The sequence below is a fragment of the Kitasatospora sp. NPDC015121 genome, from assembly GCF_055562955.1.
The window spans coordinates 1-18927 of sequence record NZ_JBVHEH010000038.1 but is presented as its reverse complement, the minus strand read 5'-3'; the positions used below and the strand labels follow the sequence as shown (position 1 = coordinate 18927).

Annotated in this window: 22 protein-coding genes; 13 read left to right on the top strand and 9 right to left on the bottom strand. The window is 74.2% G+C overall.

Features of this window, described 5'->3' with window-relative positions; all coding sequences use genetic code 11:
* Window positions 1-110: 110 nt before the first annotated feature.
* Window positions 111-959, bottom strand: a complete 849-nt coding sequence (locus ACZ3J7_RS36045; protein ID WP_465627524.1) for an SAM-dependent methyltransferase — start codon at window positions 957-959, stop codon at window positions 111-113.
* Window positions 960-1221: 262 nt separating this feature from the next.
* Here ACZ3J7_RS36045 and ACZ3J7_RS36040 point away from each other — a divergent pair, with 262 nt between their 5' ends.
* Both ACZ3J7_RS36040 and ACZ3J7_RS36035 read left to right on the top strand, forming a co-directional pair.
* Complete coding sequence (locus tag ACZ3J7_RS36040; protein ID WP_465627523.1) at window positions 1222-1707, top strand: MarR family transcriptional regulator; 486 nt, start codon at window positions 1222-1224, stop codon at window positions 1705-1707.
* A 189-nt stretch (window positions 1708-1896) separates the two neighbouring features.
* Window positions 1897-2253, top strand: a complete 357-nt coding sequence (locus tag ACZ3J7_RS36035; protein ID WP_465627522.1) for a PRC-barrel domain-containing protein — start codon at window positions 1897-1899, stop codon at window positions 2251-2253.
* An 85-nt stretch (window positions 2254-2338) separates the two neighbouring features.
* Here ACZ3J7_RS36035 and ACZ3J7_RS36030 read toward each other — a convergent pair whose 3' ends face one another.
* Together ACZ3J7_RS36030 and ACZ3J7_RS36025 are read right to left on the bottom strand one after the other, a co-directional pair.
* Entirely contained in the window at window positions 2339-2734 is a 396-nt protein-coding gene (locus tag ACZ3J7_RS36030) for an SsgA family sporulation/cell division regulator (RefSeq protein WP_465627521.1), read from the bottom strand.
* A 160-nt stretch (window positions 2735-2894) separates the two neighbouring features.
* Complete coding sequence (locus ACZ3J7_RS36025) at window positions 2895-3266, bottom strand: hypothetical protein (RefSeq protein WP_465627520.1); 372 nt, start codon at window positions 3264-3266, stop codon at window positions 2895-2897.
* 206 nt (window positions 3267-3472) lie between these two features.
* Here ACZ3J7_RS36025 and ACZ3J7_RS36020 point away from each other — a divergent pair, with 206 nt between their 5' ends.
* The 3 genes from ACZ3J7_RS36020 (at window position 3473) to ACZ3J7_RS36010 (ending at window position 5581) form a co-directional block, all read left to right on the top strand.
* The gene (locus ACZ3J7_RS36020) at window positions 3473-4417 is read left to right on the top strand and encodes an RNA polymerase sigma factor SigF (protein ID WP_465627519.1); all 945 of its coding nucleotides are present in this window, start codon (window positions 3473-3475) and stop codon (window positions 4415-4417) included.
* A gap of 200 nt (window positions 4418-4617) precedes the next feature.
* Window positions 4618-4971: an STAS domain-containing protein gene (locus tag ACZ3J7_RS36015; RefSeq protein WP_465627518.1), complete on the top strand. Its 354-nt coding sequence runs from the start codon at window positions 4618-4620 to the stop codon at window positions 4969-4971.
* Window positions 4972-5113: 142 nt separating this feature from the next.
* Complete coding sequence (locus ACZ3J7_RS36010) at window positions 5114-5581, top strand: ATP-binding protein (protein WP_465627517.1); 468 nt, start codon at window positions 5114-5116, stop codon at window positions 5579-5581.
* Between the two features lie 106 nt (window positions 5582-5687).
* On the opposite strand, the gene ACZ3J7_RS36005 is transcribed toward ACZ3J7_RS36010, so the two are convergent.
* Together ACZ3J7_RS36005 and ACZ3J7_RS36000 are read right to left on the bottom strand one after the other, a co-directional pair.
* Window positions 5688-6083, bottom strand: coding sequence for a WhiB family transcriptional regulator (locus ACZ3J7_RS36005; protein ID WP_465627516.1), 396 nt, complete (start codon window positions 6081-6083; stop codon window positions 5688-5690).
* A 265-nt stretch (window positions 6084-6348) separates the two neighbouring features.
* Entirely contained in the window at window positions 6349-6537 is a 189-nt protein-coding gene (locus ACZ3J7_RS36000; RefSeq protein WP_465627515.1) for a hypothetical protein, read from the bottom strand.
* A 200-nt stretch (window positions 6538-6737) separates the two neighbouring features.
* On the opposite strand from ACZ3J7_RS36000, the gene ACZ3J7_RS35995 reads away from it, so the two are divergent.
* Complete coding sequence (locus tag ACZ3J7_RS35995) at window positions 6738-6815, top strand: hypothetical protein (RefSeq protein WP_464336931.1); 78 nt, start codon at window positions 6738-6740, stop codon at window positions 6813-6815.
* Window positions 6816-6998: 183 nt separating this feature from the next.
* Here the strand turns inward: ACZ3J7_RS35995 and ACZ3J7_RS35990 are convergent, their stop codons facing one another.
* Entirely contained in the window at window positions 6999-7946 is a 948-nt protein-coding gene (locus tag ACZ3J7_RS35990; RefSeq protein WP_465627514.1) for an oxygenase MpaB family protein, read from the bottom strand.
* Window positions 7947-8161: 215 nt separating this feature from the next.
* Between ACZ3J7_RS35990 and ACZ3J7_RS35985 the strand changes: the two genes are divergently transcribed.
* From ACZ3J7_RS35985 to ACZ3J7_RS35975, 3 genes are all read left to right on the top strand, one after another.
* The gene (locus ACZ3J7_RS35985; protein ID WP_465627513.1) at window positions 8162-9529 is read left to right on the top strand and encodes a hypothetical protein; all 1368 of its coding nucleotides are present in this window, start codon (window positions 8162-8164) and stop codon (window positions 9527-9529) included.
* Between the two features lie 129 nt (window positions 9530-9658).
* Window positions 9659-10879 (top strand): AAA family ATPase, encoded by a 1221-nt coding sequence (locus ACZ3J7_RS35980; protein WP_465627512.1) that lies wholly within the window; start codon window positions 9659-9661, stop codon window positions 10877-10879.
* On the top strand, window positions 10876-12123 hold the full coding sequence (locus tag ACZ3J7_RS35975; RefSeq protein ID WP_465627511.1) for a vWA domain-containing protein: 1248 nt from the start codon (window positions 10876-10878) through the stop codon (window positions 12121-12123). Before ACZ3J7_RS35980 ends, ACZ3J7_RS35975 begins: the two co-directional genes overlap by 4 nt.
* Before the next feature lie 156 nt (window positions 12124-12279).
* On the opposite strand, the gene ACZ3J7_RS35970 is transcribed toward ACZ3J7_RS35975, so the two are convergent.
* Together ACZ3J7_RS35970 and ACZ3J7_RS35965 are read right to left on the bottom strand one after the other, a co-directional pair.
* Window positions 12280-12726 carry a DUF6114 domain-containing protein gene (locus tag ACZ3J7_RS35970; RefSeq protein ID WP_465627561.1) on the bottom strand — a complete coding sequence of 149 codons (447 nt, stop codon included), beginning with the start codon at window positions 12724-12726 and terminating at the stop codon, window positions 12280-12282.
* A 139-nt stretch (window positions 12727-12865) separates the two neighbouring features.
* Window positions 12866-13495 carry a DUF6230 family protein gene (locus ACZ3J7_RS35965; protein ID WP_465627510.1) on the bottom strand — a complete coding sequence of 210 codons (630 nt, stop codon included), beginning with the start codon at window positions 13493-13495 and terminating at the stop codon, window positions 12866-12868.
* A gap of 608 nt (window positions 13496-14103) precedes the next feature.
* Here ACZ3J7_RS35965 and ACZ3J7_RS35960 point away from each other — a divergent pair.
* Window positions 14104-15093 carry a hypothetical protein gene (locus ACZ3J7_RS35960; protein ID WP_465627509.1) on the top strand — a complete coding sequence of 330 codons (990 nt, stop codon included), beginning with the start codon at window positions 14104-14106 and terminating at the stop codon, window positions 15091-15093.
* A gap of 205 nt (window positions 15094-15298) precedes the next feature.
* Complete coding sequence (locus ACZ3J7_RS35955) at window positions 15299-15958, top strand: Tat pathway signal sequence domain protein (RefSeq protein WP_465627508.1); 660 nt, start codon at window positions 15299-15301, stop codon at window positions 15956-15958.
* A 78-nt stretch (window positions 15959-16036) separates the two neighbouring features.
* Here the strand turns inward: ACZ3J7_RS35955 and ACZ3J7_RS35950 are convergent, their stop codons facing one another.
* Entirely contained in the window at window positions 16037-16639 is a 603-nt protein-coding gene (locus ACZ3J7_RS35950) for a helix-turn-helix domain-containing protein (protein ID WP_465627507.1), read from the bottom strand.
* Between the two features lie 130 nt (window positions 16640-16769).
* Here ACZ3J7_RS35950 and ACZ3J7_RS35945 point away from each other — a divergent pair, with 130 nt between their 5' ends.
* Complete coding sequence (locus ACZ3J7_RS35945) at window positions 16770-18383, top strand: FAD-dependent oxidoreductase (protein WP_465627506.1); 1614 nt, start codon at window positions 16770-16772, stop codon at window positions 18381-18383.
* A 167-nt stretch (window positions 18384-18550) separates the two neighbouring features.
* On the top strand, window positions 18551-18927 hold a 377-nt coding region (locus tag ACZ3J7_RS35940), incomplete at its 3' end, for an electron transfer flavoprotein subunit beta/FixA family protein (protein ID WP_465627505.1).

Genomic DNA, 18927 nt, shown 5'->3' with positions numbered 1-18927 from the left:
TCACCGCCGACCGGTCGTCCTGGACGGCGGTGAACGCGCTTGCCGGGTCGGGTGGTTGGGAACCGGAAGTCGGTCCCCTCCCCCCGCTTCGGCGGCCCGAGTCCCGTGATTCACGCCGTGCGCAGGGCCTCCAGGAAGCCGGCGCCCGCGAAGTCCCCGACCGGCGGGAGCCGGCGTACGAGGGAGGCCGCGAACGCGTCGATCGCGGTGAAGTCCGTGCGCCAGCCGTGCGCGTCCAGCCAGTCGGCGGTACCGGCGCCCAGGCCGCCCCGCCACAGCGCGGTCATCTCGGCGAGCCCCGCCACGACGGGCACCCCAGACACGTCCCGCCCCTGCTCGGTCAGCAGCCGGCTGCCCGGGGCCGACAACCCGCCGACGGCGGTGAGCAGCCGGGCGGCCTGCTCGGCGTCCAGGTAGACCAGCAGCCCTTCGGCCAGCCACACGGTGGGCTCCCCGGGATCGAACCCGGCCGCGACCAGCCGTCCCGTCCACTCCGGGTCCGCCAGATCGGCGGCCAGCGCGGTGCGCTCACAACGCGCTTCGGCCCCGTGCTCGTCGAGCACCCCCTGCTTGAAGTCGAGGACCGCCGGCAGGTCGATCTCGAACAGCCGGGTCCCGGTCGGCCAGTCCAGCCGGTGGGCCCGCGCGTCGAGCCCGGCGGCGAGCAGCACCACCTGGCGGGCTCCGGCGGCGAGCAGCCGGTCGTCGTAGAAGCGGGTGCGCATGATGCCCCTGGCCACCAGCACCCGGGCGAACGGCTCCGTCGGCCCGGCCGTGGGCAGCGGAGCACCGGCGGCCTCGATGAAGGCCAACGCGTAGGGGTCGGTGAACAACGGCTCCGGTTGGGCGCTCTCGTAGGCACGGACCCGCGCCACCGAGAGCGCGGTGCGGGAGACGGGGCTCAGCTGCGCGGCCCGGTGTGCGGCAGGGGCGGGGTCCGTGGAGTCGTTCGTCGTCATGCCCGCAAAACTACATCGCTACAGATGCATCTGTGAAGATGCATCTATAGCGATGCGTTACGCGTCATCGATGAGCAGGAACCAAGTGGCACGTCACCGATGACTCGGCATCAATGACACGGCATCGGTGTCCCGACATCGGTGACGCGACACCGATGAGCCGAAAGCCGTGATGCGACATCGATGTCAGGTCACGAACAATGCATCCCCGGCGATACATCGGCACAGATGCAGCCCCCGCCAGGGCGGTAGCCTGTCCGCCATGGACGGCGTACGGCTTCTGCGACTGGGCAAGCGGCTCACCGAGCTGGGCCGGGCGATGGTCACCGACCACGCCTCGGAGACCCTCACCCCGGGCGAGATCGCGGTGATCTCGGACGTCTACCAGCACCCGGACAGCTCGGTGCAGGACATCCGGGTCCGGACCGGATTCGCCCAGAGCCACGTCTCCACCTCCGTCGCCCGGCTGCGCGAGCGCGGGCTGCTGGACGCCGCCGCCGATCCGGCCGACGGGCGTCGCACCCTGCTGTCCGTCTCCGCACTCGCCCGCGGGTACGTCCGCACCCGGGCCGCCCGCCCCGCCGAACCGCTCCTGGCCAGGGCCCTCACCGATCCGGCCCAGGCGCAGCGGGCCGCCGAGCTGCTCGACGAACTCGCCGCCCTGCTGCTCCCCGCCCCGGCGGCGGAGCCGGCCTCCCCGGCCGCAGCCCCGTCGGGGCCGACCGAGCCGGGTCCGACCACGCGCTGAGCCGCCGGCCCACCCGGGCGGCGACGGGGCCGCGACAGGGGTCGGCGGGGTCGGGGGGGCCGGCGGGGCCGCACCGGCCGGTCAGGGCGCCGGCGGTTGCCCGAGGAGCGCCCGTCGCCGCTGTCGGTGAGCATGGAACGGACCGACCGACGCACGCCGCGGTCCCAGTCCATCGCACGGAGGCCATGAATGATCCAGATCGCCGACATCCGGGAGTGGCGCAACCACGACGTGGTCGACCAGGACGACAAGAAGATCGGCAGTCTGGAGAACGTCTACGTCGACACCGCGACCGACGAACCGTCCTTCGCCACCGTCACGGTCGGCATGCTGGGTCGGCACCGCCTGGTGTTCGTGCCGATCGCTGACGCGGTGGCCGGCCCCGGCTACCTGCGGGTGCCGTTCCACCGCAACGACGTGAAGGACGCGCCGTCCATCGGCACCGACGACGTACTCACCGCCGAGCAGGAGCCCGAGGTGTTCGCGCACTACCACCTCGCCTACGCCACCGGCACGGGCGGCGAGCGGCGGCTGGCCCGCCGCTGAGATCCCGCGGTCCGCCCCGCCCTCGCCCTCCGCCCTCCGCCTTCCACCGCCGTCCCGGCGTCGGAAGGGGTCCCCAGGGTTCCGTTCAGGCCGACAGCAGTCCGGCCAGCCCGCCGTCCCAGTCGATCCGCTCGGACTCGCTGCCCAGGGGCACCAGCTCGGCGGTGGTGGCGAGGAAGGCCGCGATCGCGGCGCAGTCGGCGGTGAGCACCACCGTGCCGCCAGCGCCACCGAGCGCCAGGCACAGCTTGCCGTCGTCCAGCGGCGCGAAGTGGATGTCACCCTCCCCGACCGGCCCGCGCAGCGAGGCCAGCAGCATCTCCCGCGACAGCACCCAGCGGGCCCCGGCGGCGCGCGGGCCGAAGTCCAGGCTCACCGCGTACGGGTCGTCGGGTCGGTAGCGCCAGTCGGTGTCGAGCTGGACGGCGGTGCCGTCGGGGGCGAGCAGGTGCAGGGTGATCCGCTCGGTGACGGGGCCCATGGCGGTGCTCCCTTCCGTTTCTCGCAGGTGGGTGGAGATTCCGTACGAAAACCCGACAGCCCGACGGCCCTGTCACCGGGCGAACCGAGGACCCGAAGCCCGGTGAGCCGAGGGACCCGACGGCACCGACGCGCCGGTGCGAGGGCGTCGGGACGGCCGGTCAGGCGGCCAGGTGCTGTCGGTGGTCCTCGACGTGGGCCTTGAAGGCGGCGAGTTCGTCGATGACGCGGCGGTCGGTGAAGCCCAGCCCCTCGACCACGTGGTCCCACAGCCCGTGGGGTTCGGTGTCGAGCTGGAGCATCAGCCGGGTGCTGTGGTCGCTGGTCCGGTGGAAGGTGACCACACCGGAGTGTCCCGGCTGCTCGGGGCCGCCGCTCCAGGCGATCCGGTCGGGCGGCAGCACTTCGGTCGCGGTAGAGCCGCGCTCGGCCCCGCCGCGCATGCACGCGGGGAGCGGCGAGTACACGGTCCATTCGTGGAAGACGGCGCCGATCGGCGCGTCGATCTCGATGGACTCCTCGATCCGGCCCATGGGTGTTCCCTCCTCCACCGGGGCGCGGCCGCCGGGTGCGGTCCGCGTCGGGGGCCGTGTGCCCCGCCCTCCGCCGCGCATGCGCGTTCGACCGGCCCGAACACCGGGATACTTCCTTCACAGAAACTACACACTCGGATCCGGCATGATCGAGGGAGACCCGGGTACCCGGGGACGGACCGGCCGGAGTCGAGGAAAGGACTGGCATGCGCGTGCCCACTGATGAACTTCTCCTGATCGCCCCCTACGAGGCGTCCTCCGACCAGGCGGAGGCGGCTGCGGAGACATCGTCCCGCAGCGCCACCGTTCCCGCCCCCGCGGCGGGCGACAGCACCGACCTCTTCTCGGAACTCGACCCGGACGTGCTCGCCGACCCGGTGAACGCGACGCCGGCCGACGCCCGCGAGATGACCCGGGTGCTGCTGCGCCGGCTGGCCGGGCTGGAGGAGGGCACCCGGGAGTTCAGCTACGTCCGCACCACCCTGATCGAGCTGAACCTGACCCTGGTGCGGTTCGCGATCCGTCGCTTCGGCAACAGCAAGGAGCCGTACGAGGACCTGCTGCAGGTCGGCTCGGTCGGCCTGATCAAGGCGATCGACCGGTTCGACCCGTCCCTCGGCGTCGAGTTCACCACGTACGCGGTGCCCACCATCGTCGGCGAGATACGGCGCCACTTCCGGGACACCACCTGGTCGGTGCACGTGCCGCGTCGCCTGCAGGAGCTGCGGCTGGACCTGGCGAAGGCGCAGGACGCGCTGGCCCAGACGCTCGACCGCGAGCCGACCGTCGCGGACCTCGCCGAGTACCTCTCGCTGCCCGAGGAGGAGGTGATCGAGGGCCTGGCCGCCGCGAACGCGCACACCGCCGGTTCCCTCGACCTGACCTCGCCGGGCGAGGGCGACGGGCAGCAGCCCGCCGAGCGGCTCGGCCGGGTGGACGGACGTTTCGCGCTGGTGGAGAACCTGGTCGCGCTGAAGCCGCTGATCGCCAAGCTGCCGGAGCGGGAGCGGCAGATCCTGGCGATGCGGTTCTGCGAGGACCTCACCCAGTCGCAGATCGGCGCCCGGCTCGGCCTGTCCCAGATGCACGTGTCGCGTCTGCTGTCCCGTACGCTGGCCCGTCTGCGCACCGGCCTGGAAGCGACGGACTGACGGCCACGGATCGACGCCACGAACCGACGAGCCGACGGCGATGAACGGCAACGAACCGGTGCGGCGGCCCGGCCCGACGGACAGTCGGGCCCACCGGGCCGCCGCACCGGCGGGCACCCCGTCTCGACTGCCGCGCCCGCCGGTGCGTATCGTCGAGGTAGACCGGTCGAGGGAACAGGACGAGGATGCCAGCCGAGAACATGCCCGTAGCGCCACTTGCGGTGGACGTCCGGCGCACGCCATCCCGCGCGGCGATATGCGCGCTGGCGGGCGATCTGGACATCGAGACACTGGGCCCCGCCCGGGAAGCGCTCGACCTACTGGTCGCGGAGCGCCCCCGGGCCCTGGTGGTCGACCTCGGACGAGTGGACTTCTGCGACTCGTCCGGGCTGAACCTCCTGCTCCAGACCCGGATGGCGGCCGTCGAGGACGGGCTGCCCTTCCACCTGGCGGCGCTTTCCGGGCCGGTCCAGCACCTGCTCGAACTGACCGGTGCGAAGGCCGTGTTCACCATTCACGAGACGGTGGACGCAGCCCTCGCCGCAGTAGGGTGAGCCGCCGTCCCGCACCGCCGCCGCCCGCCCCATCCGCACTGTCGGCCGCATCGGGAATAATCCGGACGCGGCCGGGAAACCGATCCGTGAGAACGACCCGTGAGCCTGTGAGAGCGCCGTCCGGAACGAAGGGAACCCGCACGTGACACCGAGCCGGGGCACCCTGGACGGCGACCGTCCGAACACCGGGCCGAGCATGCCCCCTGGCGGGCAGCGCCGCCGCCTGCGACTGGCGGGCGTCCCGCGCCCGGTGGCCCGGGCCCGGGCGTTCACCGCCGAGGCCCTCGGCGACTGGTCGTGGTCCACCCCGCCCGACCCGGACCTCGCCGAGGACGTCGTCCTGCTGGTCGCCGAACTGGTCGGCAACGCGATGCTGCACGCCGGCGGCCCGCTCGAACTGGTCCTGGACGCGACGCCCGCCCGGCTGCGGATCGAGGTCAGCGACGCGTCCACCGTCCTGCCCACCCTGCGCACGCCGCACCACCCGGGCCTGCCCGGCGGGCACGGCCTCTACATCGTGGAGCGCACCGCCGACCGCTGGGGCGCGGTCGGGCACGACCAGGGCAAGTCGATCTGGGCCGAGATCGACGCCACCCGCCTGCTCGCATGAGCCGGAGCAGCCCCCGGTCGCCCGTGCACTCGCCCATCCACCACACGCCGTGAGGGCGGTCCCTTCTCGAAGGGACCGCCCTCACGGCGTGTTCAGGTGCCCGCGCTCAACGGGCACGGGCACGGGCGCGGGCACGGACACCGACGCGGGCACCGGCTCCGTTTCCGGCGCCGCCACCGTCCGCACCGGCCCCGACCCCGGCAACGGCGGCGCGGGGGCGGTTGCGGCGCCGACGGCGCAGCATGCCGCGCCGTTCCTCCTCGGTGCAGCCGCCCCAGACGCCGTAGCGTTCGCCGGTGGCCAGCGCGTGCCGCAGGCAGCGCTCGCGGACGGGGCAGCCGGCGCAGACGGCCTTGGCGGCGCGGTCGCGGTCGTCGTGGGCCTGGCCGCGCTCCCCGGAGGGGTGGAAGAACAGCCGGGAGTCGGCGGCGCGGCAGGCCCCGTCGAGCTGCCAGTCCCACTCCTCCTCGCGGGCGCCGGGCAGGCGCGAGGTCACGGTCATCGGGTACTCCTTCCGTCGGACGGTCGGATCAACGGCTGAGCGGACGCACACGCGGGCACCAGAACGCCCGGGCCCCTGGTCTCCTGAACCCCTGGACGTGCTGACGTCTGGTCGCATGAACGTCCGAGCCGATGAGCGGATGAACGGATTTCCTGTCCGTCTAACCGCGTTCCGCCGTCCGAAGCACCCCGAACCGGTGCTCGTGCCGATACCGGGGTCGGGGGGCTGGACCGGAACCGGGGTACCGGGACGCCGAGGCTCCGGGTCAGCCGTCCTCGGGCTCCGGCGGCGAGGAGACCGGGATGGCGAACTCGGGGCCGTCCTCGGGGGACTTCTCGCCCTCCTCGGGCGGCGGTGAGCCTTCGGCGGTCATCCGGGCCTCGGGGGTCTCGGTGGGCGGCCACTCGTCGGCCGGCGCGTCCTGGTGGGTCCCATCGTGGGTGTGGTGCGACATCGTTCCTCCCGTGCTTCCGTCTCGGCCCCCGCTCTCCATCCTGGCCCCCGTGGCGCGCTGCCGCCCGGCTCGGCCCGGCCCGGCCGGGGCAAGGCAGCAAGGCGGTAGGGCGGCGGGGCGGTGCTCGGCTGGCGGGTTCGGCGGAGACGGGGCACGGTGGACGGAGGAGGGGGTCGTGCACCGCCGTGAGAGGAGAGGCCATGTCGTCGAAGCGCCGCCGCAAGAAGAAGGCCCGCGCGAGGCGTGGAGCGAACCACGGCCGTCGGCCCCAGTGCTGACGGCCGTACGCTCCGCGCCCACCGTCGGGCACTGACGACGTCGAAGCGGTCGTCGTACCGGATCCCAGCCCCGGTACGGCGGCCGCTTCACCGCGTTCCGACCCGGCAGCCGTCCACCGGACGGCGCGCGGCACCCGCAGCCCGGCAGCAGGCGCCCGCCTCGCGGAACTTCGGCGCGGGGCCTCAGCGCACGCCACCGCCCGCCCGCACCGCCGGCTCCGCCCGGGCCCGGGCCGTCGCGGCGAGGCGGATCGGGGACAGTCCGCACGCCCAGACCATGACGGCGCCGAGCAGTCGGGCCAGCGGGCGGTCCCAGAGCCGGCGCACCGCCCAGGGACGGCGGACGCCGAGCGCGTGGCGGGCCCAGGCGGGCAGCAGGCCGATCGCGGCGTTGGTGAGGATCCGGACGGCGAGGCGTTCGCGCCGGGTGCGGCCGAAGCCGCGCATCAGCGCGACCGCCTCCAACGCCTCGGGGGTGGAACGCAGGTGACCGCGCATCCCGTCCAGGTAGCGGGCGAGTCCGGCGCGCGAGACGGGCACGCCGTCCGCGCCGAGGAGTTGGCCGATCTGGGCGACCTCGGCGAGGTAGTCGTCACGCTGGGCTTCGTCCAACCGCCCTTCGCCCGCGAAGACTTGGTAGCCGGCGAGGAAGCAGGCCGCTTCGGCGGCGTGCACCCAGCACAGCAGGTCGGGGTCGTCCGCCCGGTAGGGGCGGCCTTCGGCGTCGCGTCCCCGGACGTGGCCGTGGACGCGGCGGACGGCCGAGATCGCGGCCTCGGCGGCGGCGGAGGAGCCGAGCGTGGTGGTGGAGACGAAGCGGGCGGTGCGGTGCAGCCGGCCGAGCGGGTCGGTGCGGTAGTCGGAGTGCTCGGCGACCGCGCGCATCGCCACGGGGTGCAGCGACTGGAGCATCAGCGCGGCGAACCCGCCGACCAGCATCCCGGCCGGATGCCCGTGCACCTGCCACACCACGCTGTCCGGGCCGAACAGCCCGGGGTCGCCGGCCGGGCGGTCGTAGCGTTCCAGGTGCAGATCGGCGCCGTGCACCGTCGAGTTGATCTCCTGCAGCAGCCGGTGCCGCAGCGCCTGCGTCGGCCGCCGCCTCCCGGTCGCCGCTCGCCCGTCCGCCATCCTCCACCGCCGTTCCCGGTCCGCCCCGCTCGTGCCCCGGCCGCTGTCCGGCCCTCTGCCGCTCACCCTACGTCGCGTCCGCCAGCCCGCGGGAGCGGTCGGAGCGGGGCGGGAACGGGAGCCGGAACGGAGGTGACAGGGGGCGGGTCCGCGGCTACGATCACGGCGATGACCACTCACGGATTGGAGGTCCCGTCCTTCCGAAGTGTGTGCTGATGCACGACACTTCCCTCCAGGACGAGGACACTCGCCACAGCTTCTGGTCCCGGGTCCGGCGCTTCGCCGTCCCTCCGACCATGATCGAGACCGCCACCGCCCGCCGTGCGCTGGGCGATTGGGGCGGAGCCTGCGCGGCGGCCGGATGCGATCCGGACTTCGACCTGCGCGCCGTCGCCCGCACGTACGGGGTCGACCTGGCCGGGCGGCTCCGGGCCGACCTGCGGCACCTGGCACCCGACCTGCTGCGCTGGCACCTGCCGCGGACCGCACCGGACGGGCTGCTACGGCCCCGGCTCACGCTGTCCCTGGCACGCTACCCGCGCGACGGGGGCCGGGCGCCGCTGCACCTGGTGGCCCGCACCGCACCGGGTTACGCGGCGGCGGGCCAACGCGTCACGCTGACGCTGTGGGACGCCGACGCCCACCCGCCCGGCCCGCCCCCACCGCATCCCGACCCGCGCTTCCGCCTCGACCTGCACCGCCACCTCTGGGACGCCCGACGGGCTCACGAACTCGCCGACCGGACGGCACTCCTGACCAACAGTCAGATGGCTGACGCGGCCTGGTCGTTCGAAGCCTCGCTGCTGCGCGCCGCAGACGGCCTGCCGGACGACGCCCCGGTGACGGTACGGCTCAGCCGCCGGCGGCACGTCCTGCTCGGCCGACCACCGGGGCCCGGAACGCCCGGCGACACCGTCCGCACCGTCCGCACCGGCTCCGCCGTCCTGCCGGACGCCGCGACCTGGACACCGCCCGACCTGCTCCTGCTCCGCGCGGGACGGATCGGTCCGGACGGTCTGCACCCGCTGGTGGCCGCCGCGCTCGCCCCGGACCACCCGGGCGCCCCGACGTCCCCGGCGTCCGTCGAAGAACGGGCAGCCCAAGAAGGCCCGTTGACGGTCCGGTGCCGTGGCGCCCTGCACCGGATCGCCGTGGTCGACGGGATGCTCGTCCCGCTCGACCACGATCCGGAGCAGTTGCGGCGCGAGGAGCTGCTGGTCGAGTTCGGCGGCCCGCCGCTGCCCTGCCTGCGGACGATCGACCGCGCGCACCGGCAGCCGGAGGACCTGGACGACATCCGGCAGCGACTGCTGCACGGCGACCGCACGGGCGCCCTGGCCGCCGTGCGCCGACTCCTCGGCGCGGAGGCGGTCCTGCGCGAGGGGCCGCTCGCGGCGGCGCTGGAGGCGGACGTCCGGCGGCGGCTGGCCCACAGCGTGCACGTGGCCGGGCTCTCCCCCGCCCGCAACCGGACGGGCGACGGCACCCCTCCCGTCCCGGCACCGACCGACCCGCGTCCGGGCGGCCATCCGCACCGCCCCCGCTCCCGGCGCCCACGCCCCGCGAAGCGCCACCACCTCTGACCCCACCGCGCCCCCATCGCAACGCCACCGCGACCCGACGCCCTCGCCTTCGCCCTCGTCCTCGTCCTCGACGGCTCCGCCGCGCCCGTGCGCCGTGCCGTCCCGCTCCCGACCCCAGGTGGATCACTCGTGCCTTCTTCCGTTTCGCCCCGACTCGCCGTCGCCGACCAACTGCTGGCACTCCTGCGGGAGTCCGCCACCGAGCCCCGCCAGGACCTGCAGATCGAGGCGCTGACCCTCGCCGTCGCCGCCGACCTCCCGGTGCTGCTGTGGGGGATGCCGGGTATCGGCAAGACCGCGGCGCTGAACCAGCTCGCCGCCGAACTCGACCTGCCGCTCACCACGGTGATCGCCAGCGTCCACGAGCCGTCCGACTTCTCCGGCCTGCCGGTGATCGGTGACGACCCCGCCGTCCAGGGCGTGCCGCTGGCGCCGCCGGACTGGGCGGTGCGGCTGGTCCGGCAGGGCAAGGGCCTGCTGTTCCTCGACGAACTGTCCACCGCGCCGCCGGCGGTGCAGGCCGCGCTGCTGCGGCTGGTGCTGGAGCGGCGCATCGGCTCGCTGCGACTCCCGCCGGGGGTACGGATCGTGGCGGCGGCCAACCCGCGCTCCTCGGCCGCCGACGGCTGGGAGCTGAGTCCGCCGCTGGCGAACCGCTTCGTCCACCTGGACTGGGTGCACGACGCCCAGGTGGTGGTGCGCGGCCTCGGCGGCGTGTGGCCGCGCGCCGAGCTGCCCCGGCTCGCTCCCGAACGGCTGCCCGAAGCAGTCGAGTTCGCCCGCCGGGCGGTGTGCGGGCTGCTGACCGTCCGGCCCGAGCTGACCCACCGCCTGCCGTCCGCCGAGACCAAGCGCGGCAAGGCCTGGCCTTCGCCGCGCAGTTGGGAGATGACGGTGCGGCTGCTCGCGTTCGGCTCGGCGGCCGGCTCCTCCCGGGAGGTGCTGTCGCTGCTGGTGCGCGGCACCGTCGGCGACGGTCCGGGGCTCGAACTGCTCGCCGCCATGGACCGGATGGACCTGCCCGAGCCGGAGAGCCTGCTCGCCGACCCGGCCGCCGCCGTCCTGCCCGAGCGCGGCGACCTCCGGCAGGCCGTCCTGGACGGCGTGGTGGCCGCCGTCCGCTCCCGTCCGACGCGCGAACGCTGGGACTCCGCCTGGGCGTTGATGGCCCGGGCGCTGGAGAACTGCCCGCCCGACGTGCTGGTGGTGCCGGTGACCACGCTCGCCTCACTGCGCCAGGACGCCTGGGAGGTACCGGAGTTGATCAACCGCTTCGCGGGGGCGCTGCGGGTCTCCCGCCGGGCGGAACGCGCGGCCTCCCTCGTCTCCACCGGGGTGGGACGCCGATGAGCACGTCGGTCCGGCCGGTCCGCCCGCTGGACACCGAGAAGCTGTTCGCGGCCCGGCTGCAGGCGGTGCGGGCCCGCCCGTACCTGGCGACGGCGCTGTTCGCGATGCACGTGGTGGAGTCCTCGCGGGTGCCGACCATGGCCGTGGACCGGCACTGGCGGTGCTACGTCTCGCCGGGCTTCGTCGACCGCACCTCCGAGGCGGAGTTGGCCTCGGTCTGGGTGCACGAGGTCTCGCACCTGCTGCGCGACCACGCCCGGCGCGGCGACCTGGCGATGCGCGCGCTGGGCCTCGACGGGCCCGGCGACCGGCTGCGGATCAACCTGGCTGCCGACTGCGAGATCAACGACGACGCGTTCGGCGACGGCCTGGTCAGACCGGCCGGCGCGGTCTACCCGAAGACCCTCGGGCTGGACGAAGGCCGGCTGATGGAGGACTACCTGCGGCAGTTCTCCCTCAGCACGCAGTACCAGCACCTGGTGTGGCTGGAGTGCGGCAGCGGCGCGGACGGCCTGGAGCGGGACTGGGAGTTCGGCCCCGGTGACCCGGACGCCGCGCACGGCCTGAGCGACCAGGAGCGCGACCTGGTCCGCTTCCGGGTCGCCCAGGGCATCCTGGGCGACCCCGGTCGGGCACCGGCGGGTTGGCGGCGCTGGGCCGAGGAGGCGTTCCACCCGCCGCAGCCGTGGCGGCGGTTGCTCGGCGCGGCGATCCGCTCCACGCTGGCCGCGGCGGGCGCCGGCGAGGACTACGACTACGGTCGCCCGGCCCGCCGCTCGACCAGCCTGCCCGGGGTCGTGCTGCCCTCGCTGCGCCGCCGCCCGCCCCGGGTCGCGGTGATCGTCGACACCTCCGGCTCGGTCAGCGACGGCGAGTTGGGCACGGCGCTGCTGGAGGTCGCGGCGATCATGCACGCGGTGGGCGGGCAGCGCGGGTCGGTCTCGGTGCTCTCCTGCGACGCCGCGGCCCGGACCGTCCGGCAGGCCGCCGACGAGAGCGGCTGGGAGCTGGTCGGCGGGGGCGGCACCGACCTCCGCACCGGTTTCACCACCGCCCTGCGGCGGCGTCCCGCCCCGGACGTCGTCGTCGCCCTGACCGACGGCCAGACCCCGTGGCCGAGCGCCCCGCCGCCCTGCCGCACCGTCATCGGCCTGTTCCCCCGCACCCGCCGGACGGACGAGGGCGACCCGCCCTACGCACCCGCCGGCCTGCCGGTCTGGGCGAGGGTGGTCACCCTCGGCTGATCCGGCCCGCACCGCGACCGGGCCTGCGACCGGCGGGTCCGGGCCGTCCGCACCCGCGTACGGAGGCCCGGTCGCGGCCCTCGACCGCTCGGTGTGCGGGGGCCGCGACCGGGGCGTCCGGCGGCGGCCACGCTCCTCCGCCGGACGCCGCCCCGGTCAGGCCGGGGTGGCTTCGGCAGGTCCGGACGCGGACGCGGAGGCGGAGGCGGACGAGGGTTCCGGACCACGGCGCGGTCGGCGCCGGCGCCGGGGCTGGTCGGGGAGCCAGCCGAAGGCGAGGCTGCTGCCGATCAGGCCGAGCAGCAGGCCGATGAAGAAGCCGCCGAGGTTGGAGGTGATCCAGCTGCCGAGGGTGGCGAGGACGGCAAGGACGGAGTAGAAGACCCGCTGGACGGGGTGGAAAATCAACAGCAGGCCACAGAGCACCATCAGGGAGGGGATGACGTAGCCGGCCAGGCCCAGCATGCCGATGCGGATGACCATGCGCATCGGGGCCTTCTCGGTGAACAGGATCTCGGCGCCGGCCAGGACGACCAGCAGGCCGCCCCAGAAGGGCCGCTGCCCGCGCCATCCGGCGAAGCCGCGCGGAGCGGGCGGGTCGATCCCGGCGGACGGGTCGGCCTGGACGGACGGGGAGACGGCGGCTTCGACCGCGCCCCCGCTGCCGCCGTTGCTGCCGGGGGCGGTGTCGGCGGGCCGGGCGGCCGTGGGGTCGGCCGCCCGGTCCGGTGCCGGTCCGGGTTCAGCAGCCATCGGTGCTGAAGCTGAGGTGCATGTTGGGCAGGCGGAAGGTGCCGGCGGTGGTGGCGTAGTTCTGCTGCCGGAAGTGGTCGACGGTCACGGTGTCGCCCTGCTGGCCGAACATGCCGGGCGGGCCGGCCACGCCGCCCTTGTCGAAGGTGCTGGCGTCGCGGCCGACTTCGAGCCCCTTGAACTCGGCGTCACCGCTCATCAGGTCGGAGTCGGTGGTGAGGTTCTCGGCGGTGACGGGGGTGCCCTTGTCGCCGGCGGTGATCAGCAGGTTGATGCCGCCCAGGTTGACGCTCTGGCAGAGCTTGGTGAGCGAGGCCTGCTTGACCACGGTCTGGATCAGGAACAGCTGGCCGCCGGTGTCGCCGGCGTTGGGGCTGTTCTCGATCATGTTGTCGAGGGTGCCGAACTGCTCGAACCCGGAGCCGTCCAGCTTGTCGGCGGTGACCTGGAAGGCCATGCCGGAGATGGCGAACTGGGTGGCGAGGACGTTCTGCGCGGTCAGGGTCACGAGGACGCCCGCGGTCACGCAGGCCGGGATCGCCATCAGTGCGGCGCGGCGCAGCCGTACCCGGCCGCGCCCGGTCGGGGTGGCGGCGGATTGTTCTGCGGAGGGTGCCATGGACAGCTCCAGAGGGTCGGGTGGGGGATCCGCAGCTCGTCGGGGGTGAGCACCTGGCGTGGTGGGCGGATCTCGGCAACTGGGGTGGAAGGCAGTGCAGTTGACGATCTTTCTCACAACCGGCGGGCTGACTGGAAGTTACCCCGGGGTACATGACCGGTCAATACTTCGCGCACCCCGCCGGATTTCCGCAACTCCAGTCAACTCCTGTGACCAGTGCGGCAGTTGGCGAGAGCTGTCAACCCAACTCCACTCACCTTCATTCCAACTTCCGTTCACCGCCTTGACGTTGACGCGGAAGGCCGCCTAGAACTTGGCGAGTACCCGGCGGTAACCACGGCCCCACGGCCGTGCCCACCGGGTCGTTCTCGCTCCGGGCCCGCCCACGCACCTCCCCTGCGGCGCACCTGCCGTACGACGGAGGCGCCGCGCCCCGGTACGGCGGACCGCCTCGGCGCGACGGTGGCAGTCGCGCGCCCCGGCCCGGTCGCTCGTGGCGTCGAGCGCCCCGCCCCTCCCCCGCCCCTCCCCGGCCCACCCGCTCTGCCCTGCCCCGCCCCGCTCTGCCCTGCCCCGCTCCGGCCCACCCTGCCGTCAGGAGTTCCCGCATGCGCACCGACCCCACCAGCACATCCGCCGCTCCCGCCGCTCCCGCCGCTCCCCGGCGCCCACGCCGGCTCCGCCGACTGCTGCCACCCGCCGCCGTCGCGGCCTGCGCCGCGCTGCTGGCCGGCGTCGCCCCGGTCTCCGCCTCCGCCGCGAGCGCCACCGCAACGCCGGGCGCGCCGTACACCGGCATGGGCAACTGTCCGGTCGCGGCGCCCGCGATGCAGGACCCGGCCAACCTCCAGGTCGGCTGCCTGGTGTCGGTGACCAACGCCGGGAAGTTCACCCTCGGCAACACGGTGGTGCCGTTCAACTCGCCGATCACCCTGCAGTTCGGCTTCTACTGGGACAAGTCCGCGCCCGAGGTCTCGTTCCCGGACGGCAGCAGCGCCAACCAGTACACCGTGGTGCCGCCCACCACCGCCCCGCTGCTCAGCGCGCCGATGGTGCAGATCAACATCCCGGGCATCCAGAACTTCCTGCCCGGCATCACCAGCGTCTTCGCCCAGGTCGAACTCGCGGGCCCGGTCACCAAGTTCACCCCGCTGGCGACCGGCGAGCCGTACCCGGTGTTCCAGCTGCCGATCAAACTGCACCTGTACAACGCGCTGTTCGGCCCGCACTGCTACGTCGGCTCCGACTCCACGCCACTGCTGCTCAAGCCCACCACCGGCTCGACCACCCCGACCGGCTCCACCCCGCCGATGACCGGCGACCCGGGCACCCTCGGCTACGACCCGGATCCCAACGGGCACGGCGCGCTGGTCATTTCGGAGACCAACGCGTCGCTGGTGGACAACACCTTCGCGGTGCCGGGCGCCAACGGGTGCGGCCTGCTCGGCTCGTTGAACCAGATCATCAACTGGACCATGGGCCTGCCCGCCGCCCCCGGCAAGGACTCGGTGAGCTTCCAGCAGACCAACGCGTCCTTCGTGCTGGACACCGACATCGCCGACCTCACCGCCGCGCTGCACGACAGCGCCGCGCACTGAACCGCGCGCAGGGCCACGCACAGCGCCGCACGCCGCGCCGCCCCGCGCCGACTCCCGCCCCCAGCGAGGGAGTCGGCGCGGGAGACCCCCACCTGCCCGTGTCGCCCCGTCCCCAACGCGGGGCGGCACGCGCTCCGACGACCGCTCCGGCGAGTCCGTCGGGGCAGCTCCGTCCGCTCCGCCCCACCCATCGGAAGGAACCCTCATGCGCAACCGCACCCTCGCCGGCATCGCCGCCCTCGCCGCCGCCGGCGCCCTGCTCGTCCTCCCGGCCGTCCCGGCCGGTGCCGCCGTCACCGCCACCCCGGTGCTGACCGTCGGCACCACCCCGGTCGGGGTCGGTGACTCGCTGGCGGCGAACCTGGTCGGCGGCACCTTCGCGACCATGTACAACCCGGGCACCACCACCGGCGTCAAGTGCTCCGTCTCCACCATCGGCGGCAGCGTCAGCAGCAACCCGACCGCCACCGGCTCCGCCACCGCGTCCGGCCCGGTCAACGTCCTGACCTTCGCCGGCTGCACCTCCAACGTGGTCGGTGTCAGCGGCGTGAACAGCCTGACGATGAGCAACCTGCCCTACACCCTGAAGATCTCCGACTCCGCCGGGTTCCCGGTCACCCTCACCGGCTCCGTCCAGGCCGTCGTCAACCTGAAGACCCTGGCCGGCAACGCCCTGTGCACCTACACCTCGCCCACCGGCACCCTGAGCGGCAACGCCACCAACACCCCGCCGCAGATCAACATGGTCAACCAGGGCTTCACCAAGCTGTCCGGCCCGAGCATCTGCTTCGCCACCATCAGCTTCTCGGCCTCCTACGGCCCGGTCACCGACACCACCCTGGGCGGCACGGTCACCGTCAACTGACGCCACCGCCAACCCCGTTCGGACGCCGCGCTCACCCCCTCGGGCGCGGCGTCCGGCACTTCCACCACCAGCGTGTCGTCAACCGGCCTCCTTTTCCGCCTTGTTGGCGGTGCGGGCCCGCACGTGCACCCGCTCCCCCTGCGGCCCGAACAGGCTGAGGAACTCCACCGGCACCCGACCCGAGTTGGCGAACAGGTGCGGCGTCCGGGTGTCGAACTCCGCAGCCTCGCCCGCCTTCAGCACCACGTCGTGCTCGCCCAGCTTCAACAGCAGCTCCCCGGACAGCACGTACAGCCACTCGTGGCCCTCGTGGGTGCGCTGCTCGCAGTCCTCCCGGCTCGCACCCGGCGGGACGACCATCTTGTACGCCTGCATGCCGCCGAGGTTGCGGGCCAGCGGCAGGTACGTCCAGCCGTGCCGGACGAAGGGGCGCAGCCGCACCCGGGGGTCGCCGGTCGGCGGGGCGTCGACCAGTTCGTCCAGGGCCACGCCGTGCGCCCGGGCCAGCGGCAGCAGCAGCTCCAGGGTCGGCCGCCGCCCGCCGGACTCCAGCCGGGACAGCGTGCTGACCGAGATGCCGGTCTGCTCGCTGAGCTGCGCCAACGTGGTGCCGTGCTGCTGCCGGATCGCCCGCAGCCGGGGGCCGACGCCGGTCAGCACCGCCTCGAAGTCCTCGCCCACCGCCGTGCTCCTCTCCGCCCGGACCCAATCGGGCCCGCCCGGACCCTCCCGGGCTCTCTCCGGCCCCCCTCCATTTGCCACCTCAGCAACATTGTTTGTCAATCCGGCGAACCCGTCGCACCATCGGAGCATGACCACGACGCACCAGCACGAGCAGCAGCACCAGCACTCCACCCGCCACCACGACGTCCTGATCGTCGGGGGCGGCGCCGCCGGACTCAGCGGCGCCCTGACCCTGGCCCGGGCCCGCCGCTCCGTCCTGGTGGTCGACTCCGGCCGGCCGCGCAACGCGCCCGCCGAGGGCGTCCACGGCCTGCTGGGCCGCGAGGGCCTGCCGCCCGCCGAGCTGGTCGCCCTCGGCCGGGCCGAAGTCGCCTCGTACGGTGGCGAGTTCCACGACGCGGAGGTGCGGTCCGCGAGCCGTGCGGCGGACGGCGGCTTCCGCGCCGAGCTGTCGGACGGCACGATCGTGCACGCCCGTCGGCTGCTGCTGACCACCGGCACCACCGACCTGCTGCCCGAGGTGCCCGGCCTGGCCGAGCGCTGGGGGCACCAGGTGGTGCACTGCCCGTACTGCCACGGCTGGGAGGTCCGCGACCGGAAGATCGCCGTCCTGGCCACCAACCCGGTGGTCGCCGTGCACCAGGCGCTGCTGTGGCGGCAGTGGAGCCCGGACGTCACGCTGCTCGCGCACACCGGTGCGCCGTTCGACGAGCGGCAGCGGCGCGAGCTGGCCGCCCGCGGCGTGACCGTGGTGGCGGGCGAGGTGACCGCGCTGCTGCCGGAGGGCACGGACGCCGAGCTGTCCGGCGTGCGGCTGGCCGACGGCACCGAGGTGGCGTGCGAGGTGCTGGCGGTCGGCACCGAGATGGCGGCGGACGCGCCGTTCCTGGCCGAGCTGGGCCTGGCCGCCACCGACCTGGTGCGCGAGGGCGTCCGGTTCGCGACCCGGGTGGCCACCACCGACCCGACGGGCGCCACCGGCGTCCCCGGCGTCTGGGCGGCGGGCAACCTGACCGACCCGGCCGGACAGGTGGCGGTCGCCGCCGCGGACGGACTGCGCGCCGCCGCCGCGATCAACGCCGACCTGGTCGCCGAGGAGACCCGGCTGGCCGTCGACGCGGTCGAGTTCTGGGAGAAGCGGTACGGCGAGAGCGAGCAGATCTGGAGCGGCCGCCCGAACGCCTCGCTGACCGTGCAGGCCGCCGACCTCGAACCCGGCCGGGCCCTGGACCTGGGCTGCGGCGAGGGCGGGGACGCGCTCTGGCTGGCCGGGCGGGGCTGGCGGGTCACCGCCGTCGACATCTCGCGGGTCGCGCTGGAGCGGGCCGCCGCCCGGGCCGCCGTCGAGGGCGTCGGCGACCGGATCGACTGGCAGCGCGTCGACCTGGCGCACGCCTTCCCGTCCGGCACGTACGACCTGGTCTCGGCGCAGTTCCTCCACTCGCCCGCCGAGTTCCCGCGCGAGCGGGTGCTGCGCCGGGCCGCCGCGGCCGTCGCCCCCGGCGGCACCCTGCTGATCACCAGCCACGCCGCGTTGCCGGTCAAGCACGACCACCCGCACCCCGACATGCACTTCCCCACCCCCGAGGAGATGCTCGCCTCGCTGCGGCTCGACCCGGCCGGCTGGACGGTCGAGCTCGCCGAGGAGCACGCCCGGCACGACCACCCCGGGCACCCGGTCACCGACCCGGACGCCCGCCCGCACCGCGACTCCACCCTCCGCCTGCGCCGCACCGCCTGACCGCGCGGGCGCGGCGGGAGCGGAGAGCGGGAACGAAGAGCGGGAACGAAGAGCGGAGAGCTGGGAACTGAGTCCCCCCTCACACCCCCACGGGAGTGGATCCGTGGCACGGAGTGTGGTCTAGTTGGGGTACTCAGTTCCCTCCCGCGTGAAAGGACAAGGTCGCCGTGAGCTTGCGGATCGTTGTCTGTGTGAAGTACGTGCCCGACGCGACCGGTGACCGTCGCTTCGCGGACGATGCCACCACCGACCGGGAGGGCGTGGACGGCCTCCTGTCGGAGCTGGACGAGTACGGCGTCGAGCAGGCCCTGCGGATCGCCGAGGCCAACGAGAGCGCCGAGGTGACCGTGCTCACCGTCGGCCCCGACGACGCCAAGGACGCGCTGCGCAAGGCGCTGTCGATGGGCGCGGACAAGGCCGTGCACGTCAACGACGACGACATCCACGGCACCGACGCGCTCGGCACCTCCGCGATCCTGGCCGCCGCGCTGGAGAAGACCGGCTACGACCTGGTGGTGTGCGGCATGGCCTCCACCGACGGCAC

Coding starts and splice junctions, on each gene's coding strand:
- ACZ3J7_RS35960 (WP_465627509.1), top strand. CDS start 14,104: ATGCGCACCGACCCCACCAGCACATCCGCCGCTCCCGCCGCTCCCGCC.
- ACZ3J7_RS36000 (WP_465627515.1), bottom strand. CDS start 6,537: ATGTCGCACCACACCCACGATGGGACCCACCAGGACGCGCCGGCCGAC.
- ACZ3J7_RS36040 (WP_465627523.1), top strand. CDS start 1,222: ATGGACGGCGTACGGCTTCTGCGACTGGGCAAGCGGCTCACCGAGCTG.
- ACZ3J7_RS35965 (WP_465627510.1), bottom strand. CDS start 13,495: ATGGCACCCTCCGCAGAACAATCCGCCGCCACCCCGACCGGGCGCGGC.
- ACZ3J7_RS35990 (WP_465627514.1), bottom strand. CDS start 7,946: ATGGCGGACGGGCGAGCGGCGACCGGGAGGCGGCGGCCGACGCAGGCG.
- ACZ3J7_RS35945 (WP_465627506.1), top strand. CDS start 16,770: ATGACCACGACGCACCAGCACGAGCAGCAGCACCAGCACTCCACCCGC.
- ACZ3J7_RS35985 (WP_465627513.1), top strand. CDS start 8,162: ATGCACGACACTTCCCTCCAGGACGAGGACACTCGCCACAGCTTCTGG.
- ACZ3J7_RS35975 (WP_465627511.1), top strand. CDS start 10,876: ATGAGCACGTCGGTCCGGCCGGTCCGCCCGCTGGACACCGAGAAGCTG.
- ACZ3J7_RS36025 (WP_465627520.1), bottom strand. CDS start 3,266: ATGGGCCGGATCGAGGAGTCCATCGAGATCGACGCGCCGATCGGCGCC.
- ACZ3J7_RS36035 (WP_465627522.1), top strand. CDS start 1,897: ATGATCCAGATCGCCGACATCCGGGAGTGGCGCAACCACGACGTGGTC.
- ACZ3J7_RS36005 (WP_465627516.1), bottom strand. CDS start 6,083: ATGACCGTGACCTCGCGCCTGCCCGGCGCCCGCGAGGAGGAGTGGGAC.
- ACZ3J7_RS36020 (WP_465627519.1), top strand. CDS start 3,473: ATGCGCGTGCCCACTGATGAACTTCTCCTGATCGCCCCCTACGAGGCG.
- ACZ3J7_RS36045 (WP_465627524.1), bottom strand. CDS start 959: ATGACGACGAACGACTCCACGGACCCCGCCCCTGCCGCACACCGGGCC.
- ACZ3J7_RS36030 (WP_465627521.1), bottom strand. CDS start 2,734: ATGGGCCCCGTCACCGAGCGGATCACCCTGCACCTGCTCGCCCCCGAC.
- ACZ3J7_RS36015 (WP_465627518.1), top strand. CDS start 4,618: ATGCCCGTAGCGCCACTTGCGGTGGACGTCCGGCGCACGCCATCCCGC.
- ACZ3J7_RS35955 (WP_465627508.1), top strand. CDS start 15,299: ATGCGCAACCGCACCCTCGCCGGCATCGCCGCCCTCGCCGCCGCCGGC.
- ACZ3J7_RS35995 (WP_464336931.1), top strand. CDS start 6,738: ATGTCGTCGAAGCGCCGCCGCAAGAAGAAGGCCCGCGCGAGGCGTGGA.